This is a genomic window from Pseudomonas sp. 7SR1 (genome assembly GCF_900156465.1).
Classification (GTDB): Bacteria; Pseudomonadota; Gammaproteobacteria; order Pseudomonadales; family Pseudomonadaceae; genus Aquipseudomonas.
Map to the genome: position 1 here is coordinate 5,968,681 of NZ_LT707064.1, position 13,280 is coordinate 5,981,960.

A 13,280-nucleotide genomic window follows, 5' to 3' on the forward strand; every position below is an offset into this window, starting at 1 on the left:
CACCTCAGGCCTGGTTCAACTGCGCCTTGAGCAGGTCGCGGAATGTCTGGATCAGCGGCTCGCGACTGCGGCCACGGCGCATGATCATCGAAAACGGTGCCTGGTAGCCGAACGTGGCCGGCAACAGCACCCGCAGGTCACCCTTGTCGACCCAGGCCTGGGCATAGTGTTCGGGCAGGTAACCGATGTAGGCGCCGGACAGCACCAGGATCAGTTGCGCCTCCATGCTTTCCACCGTCGCCGCACTGTGCTTGAAGCCGTGGCGGGCCAGTTCGGCCTGGCTCCAGTAACCACGCCCCACCATGCGCTGCTGGGTGATGAGTTGTTCGGGAATGCGCCGCTCGCTGAACAGCGGGTGACGGCTGCTGCAGTACAACCAGTGTTGTTCGCGGTACAGCGGCATGTAGACCAGCCCGCTCATGCGCGTGGAAAACGCACCGATGGCCAGGTCCAGGCGATTGTCCTGGACCCCGAGTTGCAGCTCGTAGGGACTCATGACCGACAGATGCAGGTGCACCGCCGGGTGTTCCTGGCTGTAGGCACCGATGGCTTCGGCGAACGGCAGGGCCTTGTCACTGACGGTTGAGTCGATCACCCCCAGGTTCAGCGTGCCGCGCAACTCGCCTTTCAGCGCGGCGGCATATTGCTCGAAACCTTCGAGCTCACCCAGCAGGCGCAGGGTTTCCTGATGGAACAGCTCCCCCTTGCTGGTCAGGCTGAACCCACCCCGGCCACGGTGACAGAGCACCAGGCCCAGGGCCGATTCGAGCTGGCTCATGTAGGTGCTGATGGCCGATGTGGACAAGTTGAGCTCATGCTGTGCGTTGGCGAACCCCTGGTGCCGGACCACGCTGACAAAAATGCGCAGCAGTTTCAGGTCGGGTAAAGCGTTGGCCATCGGATGTCTCCATACAGGCGGGTCACTGCAAACTTTGTGGCGAGGGGATTGCGCTGGGCGAGAGTCTATCGCCCTGCCCCGCATTAGTTTAGAAAAATCTGAACTAAGTATTTGCCACCAGCGATTTTTCCCCACGCACGCTTTTCGCAGAATCGGCCCCTGATAACTAAAACAAACGATGAGGCCCTAGCCGTGGACAAGATTCTTCACCAACCACTGGGCGGCAACGAAATGCCGCGCTTCGGCGGCATCGCTACCATGATGCGACTGCCCCACGTGCCCACCGCCGCCGGCCTGGACGCTGCTTTCGTCGGTGTACCGCTGGACATCGGCACCTCCCTGCGCGCCGGTACCCGTTTCGGGCCCCGGGAGATCCGCGCCGAATCCGTGATGATCCGCCCCTACAACATGGCCACCGGCGCCGCGCCGTTCGATTCGCTGTCGGTGGCCGATATCGGCGACGTGGCGATCAACACGTTCAATCTGCTGGATGCCGTGCGAATCATCGAGCAGTCCTATCACAAGATCCTCGAACACAACGTCATTCCCCTGACCCTGGGCGGCGACCACACCATCACCCTGCCGATCCTGCGGGCCATCCACAAGAAACACGGCAAGGTCGGCCTGGTCCATATCGATGCCCATGCCGATGTGAACGACCACATGTTCGGCGAGAAAATCGCCCACGGCACCACCTTCCGCCGCGCAGTGGAAGAAGGCCTGCTGGATTGCGACCGCGTGGTACAGATCGGCCTGCGGGCCCAGGGCTATACCGCCGACGATTTCAACTGGAGCCGTCGCCAGGGTTTCCGGGTGGTCCAGGCCGAAGAGTGCTGGCACCATTCCCTGGCACCGCTGATGGCCGAGGTCCGCGAAAAAGTCGGCGGCGGCCCGGTGTACCTGAGCTTCGACATCGATGGCATCGACCCGGCCTGGGCGCCGGGTACCGGTACTCCGGAAATCGGTGGCCTGACCACCATCCAGGCGATCGAGATCGTGCGCGGTTGCCAGGGCCTCGACCTGGTGGGTTGTGACCTGGTGGAGGTCTCGCCGCCCTACGACACCACCGGCAACACCTCGCTGTTGGGCGCCAACCTGCTGTACGAGATGCTCTGCGTACTGCCTGGCGTGGCTCATCGCTGAGGTTGCCATGAACGAACGGGAGCAAGTGCTCGAGGCCGCCGCGCAGCTGGTGGCGGCCTTCGTCCGCAATGACCGCGACGCTTACTTCGGCGCCTTCACAGCCGATGCGAGCTTCGTGTTCCACACCCTCGAACAGCCCCTGCTGTCGCGCGATGCCTACCAGGCATTGTGGGATCGCTGGCGGTCCGAGGATGGCTTCGAGGTGCTCTCATGCACCTCGAGCAACGCCTTCGTCAGCCTGCAAGGAGACGTGGCGGTGTTTATCCATGACGTGGCCACCGAGCTGCGCATGCAAGGGGAGCGACACTTTAGCCAGGAACGCGAAACCATCCTGTTCCGCCGACAGGACGGACACCTACAAGAACAACAGGGCCTATGGCTGGCCTGTCACGAACATTTATCCGCCATGCCGGAAGGGCTGCCACCCCCTTAGCCAAACAGGCAGCGCTCACATCCGATGAGCGCGCCTCGATGATCGGAGCAGATCATGAATAACAATAACGATAAAAGCCTTACGCAAATCGAAACCTACGGGGTCGAGCAGATCCCGGACCATGAACGCACCGCCGGTCCGGGGGATCTGTTTCGACTGATCTTCGGCGGCGCCAATACCTTCGCCACCGCTGTGCTCGGCAGCTTCCCGGTGTTGTTCGGACTTTCGTTCCAGGCCGGGGTCTGGGCCATCGTGCTGGGGGTGTTGCTGGGCGCGATCATCCTCGCACCGATGGGCCTGTTCGGCCCGCTCAACGGCACCAACAACGCCGTTTCCTCCGGCGCACATTTTGGCGTGCACGGGCGGATCGTCGGTTCGTTCCTGTCGTTGCTGACGGCCATTGCGTTTTTCTCGCTGTCGGTATGGAGCTCGGGGGATGCGTTGATCGGCGGCGCCAAGCGCCTGGTGGGCGTACCGGAAACCGACCTGAGCCTGGGCCTGGCCTACGGCCTCTTCGCCCTGCTGGTGTTGACAGTGTGCATCTACGGCTTCCGCTTCATGCTGTGGGTCAACCGCATCGCGGTATGGGCGGCCAGCCTGCTGTTCCTGCTGGGCATCGTCGCCTTCGCCCCAACCTTCGACAGCCAGTACGCCGGCACGGTTGCCCTTGGCCAAGCGGGCTTCTGGGCGGCGTTCATCGGCGCGGCGCTGGTGGCCATGAGCAACCCGATCTCCTTCGGCGCGTTCCTGGGCGACTGGTCGCGCTACATTCCCCGCAATACGCCCAAGCGCCGCATCATGCTGGCAGTGATCGCCGCGCAGCTTGCCACGCTGATCCCGTTCCTGTTCGGCCTCGCCACCGCCACCATCGTGGCGGTCAAGGCGCCGGACTACATCGCGTCCAACAACTACGTGGGCGGCCTGCTGGCGGTGTCGCCGGGCTGGTTCTTCCTGCCGGTGTGCCTGATCGCGGTGATCGGCGGCATGTCCACCGGCACGACATCCCTGTATGGCACCGGGCTGGACATGTCCAGCGTGTTTCCGCGGGTGCTGTCGCGGGTCAAGGCGACGCTGCTGATCGGTGTGCTGTCGATTGCCTTCATCTTCATCGGACGCTTCGCTGCGAACCTGGTGCAGAGCGTGTCCACCTTCGCCGTGCTGATCATCACCTGCACCACCCCATGGATGGTGATCATGATCATCGGCCTGGTGGTGCGCCGCGGCTTCTACTGCCCGGATGACCTGCAAGTGTTCACCCGGGGCGAAACCGGCGGACGCTACTGGTTCACCCATGGCTGGAACTGGCGCGGCCTGGGCGCATGGATTCCCAGCGCACTGGTGGGGTTGTGCTTCGTCAACCTGCCCGGACAGTTCGTCGGGCCACTGGGCGAGCTGGCCGGTGGTATCGACATCAGCCTGCCGGTGACCCTCGGCCTGGCCTCGGTGGTGTACCTGGCGTTGCTGGGACTGTTTCCGGAACCGGCGGCGGTGTATGGGCCGGATGATCCGCGTGGCAAGGGTTTGGAGCCCGACACCGCGGAGTCGGGCCCCGAACCTGTGGCGAGGGGATTCGTATCGGCTGGAGCGCGAAGCGGTCCCACCCCCTGATACCTCGGTGTACCAGACAGATCGAATCGACTGTTCCGGGAGGGCTGCTTCGCAGCCCAGCGGGGCGGTGCGACGTTTCGCTAAACCTCCTCGCTACCAGGGCATGACTCATCCCGACTTTCTTATAAAAAATACAACCGGAGACACGCCACCATGGCTTTGGATTTAATCGTCGTCCTCATTTACGCCGCCGGCATGATCGCCCTGGGCTGGTACGGCATGCGCCGCGCCAGGACCCGTGACGACTATCTGGTCGCCGGTCGCAACCTCGGCCCGGGCTTTTACCTGGGCACCATGGCCGCCACGGTATTGGGCGGCGCGTCCACCATCGGTACCGTGCGCCTGGGTTATGTCCATGGGATTTCCGGCTTCTGGCTGTGCGGCGCCATCGGCCTGGGCATCGTCGGCCTGAGCCTGTTCCTGGCCAAGCCGTTGCTCAAGCTGAAGATCTACACCGTCACCCAGGTGCTGGAGCGTCGCTACAATCCGGCGGCGCGGCACGCCAGCGCGGTGATCATGCTGGTGTACGCACTGATGATCGGCGCCACGTCCACCATCGCCATCGGTACCGTGATGCAGGTGCTGTTCGGCCTGCCCTTCTGGGCTTCGATCCTGGTGGGCGGCGGCGTGGTGGTGCTGTATTCCACCATCGGCGGCATGTGGTCCCTGACCCTCACCGACATCGTGCAATTTCTGATCATGACCGTTGGCCTGGTGTTCCTGTTGATGCCGATGTCCATCGTCGATGCGGGTGGCTGGGACGCCATGGTAGCCAAGCTACCGGCCAGCTACTTCGATTTCACCGCCATTGGCTGGGACACCATCGTCACCTACTTCCTGATCTATTTCTTCGGCATCTTCATCGGCCAGGATATCTGGCAGCGGGTGTTCACCGCCCGCAGCGAAGGCGTGGCGAAGGTGGCCGGTACCGCCGCCGGCCTGTACTGCGTGCTGTACGGCCTGGCCGGCGCCCTGATCGGCATGGCCGCCAAGGTGCTGCTGCCGGACCTGGAGAACGTCAACAACGCCTTTGCCAGCGTCGTCCAGACCAGCCTGCCCAACGGTATCCGCGGGCTGGTGGTGGCCGCCGCGCTGGCGGCACTGATGTCCACCGCGGCGGCGGGGTTGCTCGCAGCCTCCACCACCGTGGTCCAGGACCTGCTGCCACGCCTGCGCCAGGGACGTGAAGGCGGCAGCGCCGATGTCCACGAAAACCGCATCGCGACGCTGTTGATGGGCGTGGTCGTGCTGGGCATCGCCCTGGTGGTCAGCGACGTGATCAGCGCCCTGACCCTGGCCTATAACCTGTTGGTAGGCGGCATGCTGATCCCGTTGATCGGCGCGATCTACTGGAAACGCGCCACCACCGCCGGCGCGATCACCAGCATGTCCCTGGGCTTCGTGACAGCGCTGTTCTTCATGTTCAAGGACGGCCTGGATGCCAATACGCCGATCTATTACAGCCTGGGCGTGGCGCTGGTGAGCTTTGTGCTGGTGAGCCTGTTGTCGCCACGGCCGAAGGTAGTGGCCAAGGCGGTTTGACCGCCAACGCTCGACAATGAGATCCCTGTGGGAGCGAGCCTGCTCGCGATGACGGCAGTACATTCAACAAAAATGCCGGTCCACCGCTATCGCGAGCAAGCTCGCTCCCACAGGTTCTGTCTTCAGAAATAAAAAGATCGCAGTTCCGGGCCATCTCACTTGAAATGGTCCGGAACTGCGATCTCTCCAGGCTCGGCGATGTATTTACCGACGACGCGGCTGGCGGCGGCGTTGCTCATCATCGGTGCGGATCGGAACCGGTTGCAGGGGTGGCTCGATCAAACCGAGTGCGACACCCAGGTCATGAAGCCAATTCTGGATTTTCTCTTTCATCGTGGTGCCCCCTCAGGGTGGTGCGAGCGGCAGATTTCTGTGGCCCCTTCGCACTGATAATAGTCCGATGTGCTACGCAATGCTCGTCACATATTGCAATGATCTGTTACTGGATTGATCCAAATCCGCTGCCGGTAGTTCAAGCCGATTGAGCCTCCCTCCTGGCCACTGGCGGCCAGGCTCGCTGTTGCAGTTCGATCCAGGCGTTGAGGTTCGCCCCGACCATCCCTTTTCGCCACATCAACCAGGTCGTTGCGCTGGCAAACGGCTCGGCCAGCGGGTGCACTGCCACCTGTTCGCGCCCCGGCAGGCTGGCCAGCATCGACTCGGACATCAGCGCCACGCCGGAGCCGGCAATCACGCATGCCAGCATCCCCTGGTAAGACTCGATCTCCATCGCCCTGCCCATGGTCGCATGGTCGTGGGCAAACCAGGCCTCCAGACGCATCCGATACGAGCAACCCCGTCGGAACGTGAAGACCGAACGGCCTTGTACATCCAGCGCACTGCGCACCGGCGGGTGATCGGCCTCGCTGATCAGCACCAGCCGTTCATCGCACAACGGCACACCGTCCAGCCCCGCCAGGTCCAGCGGGCCATCCACCAGCGCAGCATCGAGGCGGCCGGTCAGCAGGCCTTCGAGCAACTCACCGCTGGGCCCCGATTGCACCTGCAGGTTCACTGCCGGATACGTCCGGTGGTAGGTGGCCAACAGGTCCGGCAGGTAAATCGCCGCAGTGCTGTACATCGTACCCAGGACAAAATCCCCGGCCGGCTGCCCCCCTTGCACGGCAGCATGGGCTTCGTCATGCAAGGCAAACAGCTTGTTCGCATAGTCCAGCAGGACTTTTCCCGCGGGTGACAGCTGCAAACGCTGCCGTTCGCGCCGGAACAGATCCACCCCCAATTGCTCTTCCAACTGCCTCAGCCGAGTCGATAGATTCGACGGCACCCGATGCATGCGCTCGGCGGCCCGGGTGATGGAGCCCTCCTCGGCCACGGCCTGGAAGATCCGCAATTGGCTGAACTCCATGACATTCTCCAAAAAAGAACAAGTTACTCACTATTATTCAATTTTATTGAAAGTCAATCGATCCTAGCCTGACGGTCATTCGCCTCGATACCGGAGAACGACCATGTCGCCCTTTATCCGCCTGCTCGCCAGCTTCATTGCCCTGATGATGGCCATGGGCATCGGCCGCTTCGCCCTTACGCCCCAGTTACCTCATTTGATCGGCGAAGGACAGGTCGACTTGACTGCCGCCGGTCTGATTGCCGCCGCCAACTACCTGGGTTATTTCGTCGGCGCCCTGGACGCGATGTTCGCTCGGCGTCCGAAGCAGGTACGGCGGCGTTTACTCGGTGGGCTGTGGCTGTGCGTGCTGCTGACCCTGGCATCCTGCTGGGCCTGGGGATTCTGGCCGCACCTGGCGCTGCGTTTTGGCACCGGTGTCGCCAGTGCCTGGGCGCTGGTGATGATCACCGCGCTGAGCCAACCCCTGGCAGCCGCGGCGGGACGGCCACGGCTTGGCGCGCTGGTGTTCGCCGGGCCGGGCCTGGGAATCTTCCTTACCGGCTTGCTGGCCCTGGGCTCCAACCTGTTGGGCCAGACATCCGCGACTTTGTGGCTGGTGTACGCCGGTGTGGCGCTGGTCATGCTGTTGGTGATCCTGCCGATCCTGCCGCAACCCAGCCCAACCGCGACCGTCGTGGCCCCGGCCAGCCCGTCGTCGCCCCCGGGCATCGCCCGGCTCGGCGTGGTGTACGCGTTGTACGGCGTGGGTTACATCATTCCCGCGACGTTCCTGTCGCAAATGGCCTCGGCACGGTTCCAAGGGCAATGGCAAGCCGATCTGTTCTGGCCCTGCTTCGGCCTCGCCGCCGCTATCGGTGTGTTGTTGGTGAGCCTGCGCCGGCCCGCGCCAAACACCACCGGCCGCTGGTTGATCGGTACCTTGTGGCTGCAGGCTGCCGGTGTGTTTGCCTGCCTGTTGGGCAGCGGACCGGGGCTGGCGTTGGGAGTGATCCTGTGCGGCACGCCGTTCCTGGCCTGCATGCAACTGGTGATGTTGCGCTCCCGGGAACTGGCGCCCCATGCCACCCAACGCAACGCCGGTCTGTTGACCGCCTGTTTTGCCATGGGCCAACTCAGCGGGCCGTTGCTGGCGGCGTTGAGCAGTCATTTCAGCGGTGGCCTGCAGCCGGCGCTGATCATCGCCGGCAGCGGCCTGGTGCTGGCCGGAGCACTGTTGCTACGGCCCGCCAGCCAGGCCGCCCGAGTGCACTGCACCCAGAGCGCCCTGCGTTGATCAGGCTTGCCCGGCGGCGCTGAACGAAGGTTTCAGATGCGTGCTCAGCTCGCGCCGGGCCAGGGCGAAATACAACACGCCCCCCAGGAAGCAACCGGTGAACCAGGCGAAGTTGGCCATCGGCTGCAACATCGGGGTGAAGGTGATCGCCACGCCCATCAGCGTCGCAGGGATCAAGGCCTTGACCGCCGTCCAGTTGATGCCGCCGCTGTAGTAATAGCGCCCGCTCGGCCCGTCGTTGAACAGCGCATCCACATCGATCTGCTGTTTCTTGATCAGGTAGTAATCCACCAGCAGGATGCCGAACAGCGGCCCGATGAACGCCGCCAGCACGTCCAGGGTGTAGTGGATCACTTCAGGGTTGTTGAACAGGTTCCAGGGCGTGATGAAGACCGATGCCACCGCCGCGATCATGCCGCCGGCGCGCCAGCTGACCTTGCTGGGCGCGACGTTGGCGAAGTCAAAGGCCGGGGACACGAAGTTGGCCACGATATTGATACCGATGGTGGCCGTCACGAAGGCGAAGGCCCCCAGCAGGACCGCCACATCGTTGTCGATGCGCGCCACGGTAGCGATCGGGTCATGGAGCATTTCACCGAACACCGGCAAGGTGCCGGAAACGATCACCACGGTCACCAGCGAGAAGGCCAGGAAATTCACCGGCAGGCCCCAGAAGTTGCCTCGGCGCACGTCAGACATGCTCCGGCAATAGCGGCTGAAATCACCGAAGTTCAGGGTTGGGCCAGAAAAGTACGACACCACCAGGGCCGTCGCGACGATCACCTGGCCGAACGCCTGCCAGCCGGACAAGGACTTTTCCGCCAGGGTGAAACTGATGTTGCTCCAACCGGCCTTCCAGACGATCCAGCCGGCCAGCAGAAACATCACTGCGTAGACCACTGGCCCGGCCCAGTCGATAAAACGCCGGATCGACTCCATCCCGGCCCAGAACACCAAGGCCTGAACGCACCACAGGCTGAGGAAACCGAACCAACCGAGGTAGGACAGACCGGCAAAATGCGGCGTTGCGTAGACTTCCATCGACGGAAAGAACCGCAGCACCACGATGATCAGGGCGCTGGAGGCCAGATAGGTCTGGATGCCGTACCAGGCCACCGCGATCAACCCGCGGATGACGGCAGGAATGTTCGCGCCGAACACGCCGAACGCTAACCGACAGATCACCGGATACGGCACCGCCGCCTGTTGGCTCGGCCGGGCTACCAGATTGGCGATCAACTGCACGATACAGATCCCGCCCAGCAAGGCGATAAGCACCTGCCAGCTGGCCAGGCCCAACGCGAACAGGCTGGCGGCGAAAACGTAGCCGCCGACGCTGTGCACATCGCTCATCCAGAACGCGAAGATGTTGTACCAATTCCATTTCTGCGGCAGCGGGCCCAGGTCCGCGTTATAGAGACGGGGGCTGTAGCCGGTGGGCAATTGCTCGGACATTGCGGGGCTCCTTTTTTATGAAACCGGGCCCCCGAATAAACTGTTCACCATACTGCGCACGGGAGCCGGCATGGTTTGTATACGAAGCTCCACGCAGAATGCGTGCCATAGGGATTGAACATGAGACAAACCGCGGTGTGCGGCCAGGTTCAAGGCAAGCAAAAAGCTGCCACGCGCCCATGAACAGGGCGTGAATGCATGCTAAAGGTGCAAAAATCTTGTATACACGAGGTGGTTGAACAGCACCTCTGTGGTGAGGGGATTTATTCCCTCACCACAGGGTTTCTCACCTATAAGTAAAGGGTTCAGCTCAGCTCGATACGATCGGGATGAATGACGATCTGCCCATTCTTGTACAACGCACCAATGGCTTTCTTGAAGTTGCCCTTGCTCACGCCAAACAGGCTGCTGATCAGCGCTGGGTCGCTCTTGTCGCTCACGGCCAGCGTGCCGTTGTTTTCACGCAGCTTGGCCAGAATCTTCGCATTCAGACTGGTGGCGGCTTCCTGGCCCACCGGCTGCAGGCTCAGGCTGATCTTGCCGTCCGGGCGGACTTCCTTGATGAAGCCCTCTTCCTGTTTGCCGGCCCGCATGAACTTGAAGATTTCGTTCTTGTGGATCAAGCCCCAATGCTTGTTATTGATGATGGCCTTGAACCCCATGTCGGTGGCTTCGGCGACCAATAAATCTACTTCCTGGCCGGGCTTGTAGTTGGCCGGCGTCTTGTCCAGATAACGGTCCAGGCGCGCCGTGGCAGTGATGCGGCGAGTGTGCTTGTCGAGGTATACATGCACCACGCAGTAATCCCCGGCGCTCATCTGGCGCTTTTCTTCCGAGAACGGCAACAGCAGGTCCTTGGGCAGTCCCCAGTCAAGGAACACGCCGATGCTATTGACTTCAACCACTTTCAGGCTGGCGAATTCCCCCACCTGGACTTTGGGCTTTTCCGTAGTCGCGATCAGTTTGTCGTCACTGTCCAGATAAACGAAAACATTCAGCCAATCTTCATCTTCAGTGGGAATATCCTTGGGGATATAACGGTTGGGCAACAGAATTTCGCCATCGGCACCGCCGTCCAGATATAAACCGAAGTTAGTGTGTTTAACCACTTGCAAACTGTTGTAGCGCCCGACTAAAGCCATTTCCAATACCCTCATTGCGTGGGCGGCATTCTACCTGTTTTTACCGGACGATTCGTGGACGCTGGCGGGCCTGCTGGAAAAGACCTGCGCAAGCCTTGATTTTCCTGGGGTTTCGACCTGAGCAGGGCCATTCGTCAGACAATTGATGGCCGTTGCAAGCGTCTGGCCTCGCTTGTCCGACGATATATTTTGCGCACGGTTGTTATTTAAAACAGGAGGTTAGGCGTTTGATCACGGTATGAATCCGCCTTCGTGTCTGGCGTTGCCGGGATATTTGGCGCAAATATCAGCCAAGCAATGGCCAGGTATTTCCTGTACGATGCCTGGCCCAATTAATTATCTACAGGTTAATGGCCGCCATGCGCGTAAAAGCATCCAACAGCAAAGCAAAGCCAGCTCCAGCCGTTGAAACCAGCGAGTCGATCAACGACCAGATCGCTGCATTCCTCAAGTCCGGCGGCGAAATCCAGCAAATTGCCAAGGGCGTCAGCGGCCAGACCTTCGGCCCGTCCAAGCAGATCAGCCTGGGCAAGAAATAATCCCCGCACCGCCTGGTCCCAAAGCGCTTTGAGCTTCGAAGCGCTTGGACTGGAAGTCTTTTCTCCCCCCCTCGATAAGTAAAAATCGACGAACGGCCTTCGATGCCGGATATTCGTCGGTATGCTTGCGCCTCTCTATTTCAAGTGTTCCAGCTTGAATGCTCCTCGCTATTCATGGAGTGAAGCATGCGTATTCCCAATGCCCTGCTGATGATCGGCCTGCTGATCGGCCCCCTTGCCCATGGGCAGGTTTTCCAGCGCGAGCTCGGCGACTTCGACCTCAAGCTCGGCACCACGCCCAGCCGCAGCATGGCCCAGGGCCTCGTCACCCCTTCGAGCACCGGTTCGTTCCATGGCGGCCTGGACCTGAGCCATGACAGTGGCTGGTACTTCGGCCAGTGGTCCCCCAGCGCCGGGCTGACCCCATCCACCAACCTCGAAGTCGATTCCTACCTGGGCTTCAAACAGCCTTTCGACCAGACCCTGGGCTACGAAGTCGGCCTTATCCACTACAGCTACCCCACGGTCGACACCCTCGACAGCCAGGAGCTCTACGGCGGCCTGACCGTGCTGGGCAGCCGTTTCGGCGCGGCGTTGAGCAACGACCCGGACAAACAGAACAGCACCCTGTTCGCCGACCTGGGTGGCAACGTGCCGTTCGGCATCGGCATCAGTGCCAAATACACGACCCACCAGCTCAACACACCCGTTTCCGTGGGAGATGGCTACGTAGGCAGTTTCAGCGACTGGTCGCTGAAAATCTCCCGTCCGTGGCGAGGCATCGACCTGGACCTGATCTACAGCGACTCCAGCCTCAACGGCAGCGGTTGCTCGGCCTATTCCGGCCACAACAGCGAATGCGACGGGTTGGTGACCCTGAAGATGGCCCACCCATTTTACTAAGCGTTACGCTTTAATCGGCTGAACTGCCGCGCGCCTGCCATGCTCAAACAAGACACCTGATGGCTTCGCAAGGACTCGCCCATGTCGCGCTGGTTGACCCGCACCGCCATGTTCATCGCCCTGTTGCTGACACTCACCGCCTGTAGCCGTATCGGCCTGGCCTATCGCAACCTCGACCTGATCATCCCTTGGACGCTCAACGATTACCTGGAAATCAACGGCGAGCAAAAGGACTGGTTCAACGAGCGCCTCAAGGAGCACCTGAGCTGGCATTGCACCACGCAACTGCCCGGTTACCTCGATTGGCTGGACCGCTTGAAGACCATGGTGCAGACCGATCAGGTCACCGACGAAGCCCTGCAGCAACGCACCCGGGAAGCCAAGGCCGCCATCGCCGAAACCGCCCGGGCGATCACCCCGTCGGCCATCGAATTGCTGCAGGGGTTGAACGACGACCAGGTCGCGGACATGGACGCCGCGTTTATCAAGGACCAGCGTAAACGCCAGCAGCAGTATCTCAAGCCGACCTTGCAACAGCAGATCCAGGAACGCAGCGAACGCATGGAAAAGCGCCTGAACGACTGGCTCGGTCCCCTCAACATCGCCCAGCGCCAGCGGGTGGTGGCCTGGTCCACCGCCCTGGGCGACCAGAACCAGCAGTGGATCGCCAATCGCGCCCATTGGCAAAACCAGTTCAGCGCCGCCGTGGCCCAGCGCCACAGCCCGGACTTTGCAAAACGCATCGAGCAACTGCTGGTGGACCGCGAGAGCCTGTGGACACCGGCCTACCGTGAGGCCTACAACAAAACCGAAGCCCAGGCCCGCAGCCTGCTGATCGACCTGATGGCCGACAGCACGCCGCCCCAGCGCGAACGGCTGTTGAAGAAAATCGACGGAGTGAAAAAAGACTTCAGCGATTTGAAGTGCCTGAAGGCTGCACGATCTTGAAACCACTGAAGATCCAACGTGGGAGAT

At 61.7% G+C, this 13,280-nt stretch carries 13 protein-coding genes; 8 read left to right on the top strand and 5 right to left on the bottom strand.

Annotated features, from left to right (window positions below; translation table 11 throughout):
- Window positions 1–4: 4 nt before the first annotated feature.
- Entirely contained in the window at window positions 5–898 is an 894-nt protein-coding gene (locus BW992_RS26180; RefSeq protein WP_072399184.1) for a LysR family transcriptional regulator, read from the bottom strand.
- 192 nt (window positions 899–1,090) lie between these two features.
- On the opposite strand from BW992_RS26180, the gene speB reads away from it, so the two are divergent.
- The 4 genes from speB (at window position 1,091) to BW992_RS26200 (ending at window position 5,624) form a co-directional block, all read left to right on the top strand.
- Entirely contained in the window at window positions 1,091–2,041 is a 951-nt protein-coding gene (gene speB / locus BW992_RS26185) for an agmatinase (RefSeq protein ID WP_072399182.1), read from the top strand.
- Between the two features lie 7 nt (window positions 2,042–2,048).
- Entirely contained in the window at window positions 2,049–2,474 is a 426-nt protein-coding gene (locus BW992_RS26190; RefSeq protein ID WP_076407280.1) for a YybH family protein, read from the top strand.
- 51 nt (window positions 2,475–2,525) lie between these two features.
- The gene (locus BW992_RS26195; protein WP_231991150.1) at window positions 2,526–4,082 is read left to right on the top strand and encodes a purine-cytosine permease family protein; all 1,557 of its coding nucleotides are present in this window, start codon (window positions 2,526–2,528) and stop codon (window positions 4,080–4,082) included.
- Between the two features lie 153 nt (window positions 4,083–4,235).
- Window positions 4,236–5,624: a sodium:solute symporter gene (locus BW992_RS26200; protein ID WP_072432320.1), complete on the top strand. Its 1,389-nt coding sequence runs from the start codon at window positions 4,236–4,238 to the stop codon at window positions 5,622–5,624.
- 204 nt (window positions 5,625–5,828) lie between these two features.
- Here the strand turns inward: BW992_RS26200 and BW992_RS27400 are convergent, their stop codons facing one another.
- Together BW992_RS27400 and ptrR are read right to left on the bottom strand one after the other, a co-directional pair.
- On the bottom strand, window positions 5,829–5,957 hold the full coding sequence (locus BW992_RS27400) for a PA1414 family protein (RefSeq protein ID WP_003184145.1): 129 nt from the start codon (window positions 5,955–5,957) through the stop codon (window positions 5,829–5,831).
- Window positions 5,958–6,096: 139 nt separating this feature from the next.
- Window positions 6,097–6,990, bottom strand: a complete 894-nt coding sequence (ptrR, locus tag BW992_RS26205) for a putrescine utilization regulator PtrR (protein ID WP_076407282.1) — start codon at window positions 6,988–6,990, stop codon at window positions 6,097–6,099.
- A gap of 103 nt (window positions 6,991–7,093) precedes the next feature.
- Between ptrR and BW992_RS26210 the strand changes: the two genes are divergently transcribed.
- Entirely contained in the window at window positions 7,094–8,266 is a 1,173-nt protein-coding gene (locus tag BW992_RS26210) for an MFS transporter (RefSeq protein WP_076407283.1), read from the top strand.
- On the opposite strand, the gene BW992_RS26215 is transcribed toward BW992_RS26210, so the two are convergent.
- Both BW992_RS26215 and BW992_RS26220 read right to left on the bottom strand, forming a co-directional pair.
- On the bottom strand, window positions 8,267–9,721 hold the full coding sequence (locus BW992_RS26215) for an NCS1 family nucleobase:cation symporter-1 (RefSeq protein ID WP_076407284.1): 1,455 nt from the start codon (window positions 9,719–9,721) through the stop codon (window positions 8,267–8,269).
- A gap of 305 nt (window positions 9,722–10,026) precedes the next feature.
- The gene (locus BW992_RS26220) at window positions 10,027–10,863 is read right to left on the bottom strand and encodes a CvfB family protein (RefSeq protein ID WP_076407285.1); all 837 of its coding nucleotides are present in this window, start codon (window positions 10,861–10,863) and stop codon (window positions 10,027–10,029) included.
- Between the two features lie 350 nt (window positions 10,864–11,213).
- On the opposite strand from BW992_RS26220, the gene BW992_RS26225 reads away from it, so the two are divergent.
- The 3 genes from BW992_RS26225 (at window position 11,214) to BW992_RS26235 (ending at window position 13,253) form a co-directional block, all read left to right on the top strand.
- The gene (locus tag BW992_RS26225; protein ID WP_016702300.1) at window positions 11,214–11,402 is read left to right on the top strand and encodes a hypothetical protein; all 189 of its coding nucleotides are present in this window, start codon (window positions 11,214–11,216) and stop codon (window positions 11,400–11,402) included.
- A 186-nt stretch (window positions 11,403–11,588) separates the two neighbouring features.
- On the top strand, window positions 11,589–12,305 hold the full coding sequence (locus tag BW992_RS26230; protein WP_076407286.1) for a TorF family putative porin: 717 nt from the start codon (window positions 11,589–11,591) through the stop codon (window positions 12,303–12,305).
- An 81-nt stretch (window positions 12,306–12,386) separates the two neighbouring features.
- A complete protein-coding gene (locus BW992_RS26235; RefSeq protein WP_072432324.1) occupies window positions 12,387–13,253 on the top strand; it encodes a DUF6279 family lipoprotein in 867 nt (288 codons plus the stop codon).
- Window positions 13,254–13,280: the final 27 nt, after the last annotated feature.

Bases quoted from the DNA above. Each gene is read 5' to 3' on its own strand.
- BW992_RS26180 (WP_072399184.1), bottom strand. From the start codon at position 898: ATGGCCAACGCTTTACCCGACCTGAAACTGCTGCGCATTTTTGTCAGC.
- BW992_RS26220 (WP_076407285.1), bottom strand. From the start codon at position 10,863: ATGGCTTTAGTCGGGCGCTACAACAGTTTGCAAGTGGTTAAACACACT.
- BW992_RS26190 (WP_076407280.1), top strand. From the start codon at position 2,049: ATGAACGAACGGGAGCAAGTGCTCGAGGCCGCCGCGCAGCTGGTGGCG.
- BW992_RS26235 (WP_072432324.1), top strand. From the start codon at position 12,387: ATGTCGCGCTGGTTGACCCGCACCGCCATGTTCATCGCCCTGTTGCTG.
- ptrR (WP_076407282.1), bottom strand. From the start codon at position 6,990: ATGGAGTTCAGCCAATTGCGGATCTTCCAGGCCGTGGCCGAGGAGGGC.
- BW992_RS26200 (WP_072432320.1), top strand. From the start codon at position 4,236: ATGGCTTTGGATTTAATCGTCGTCCTCATTTACGCCGCCGGCATGATC.
- BW992_RS26215 (WP_076407284.1), bottom strand. From the start codon at position 9,721: ATGTCCGAGCAATTGCCCACCGGCTACAGCCCCCGTCTCTATAACGCG.
- BW992_RS27400 (WP_003184145.1), bottom strand. From the start codon at position 5,957: ATGAAAGAGAAAATCCAGAATTGGCTTCATGACCTGGGTGTCGCACTC.
- BW992_RS26230 (WP_076407286.1), top strand. From the start codon at position 11,589: ATGCGTATTCCCAATGCCCTGCTGATGATCGGCCTGCTGATCGGCCCC.
- BW992_RS26225 (WP_016702300.1), top strand. From the start codon at position 11,214: ATGGCCGCCATGCGCGTAAAAGCATCCAACAGCAAAGCAAAGCCAGCT.
- BW992_RS26210 (WP_076407283.1), top strand. From the start codon at position 7,094: ATGTCGCCCTTTATCCGCCTGCTCGCCAGCTTCATTGCCCTGATGATG.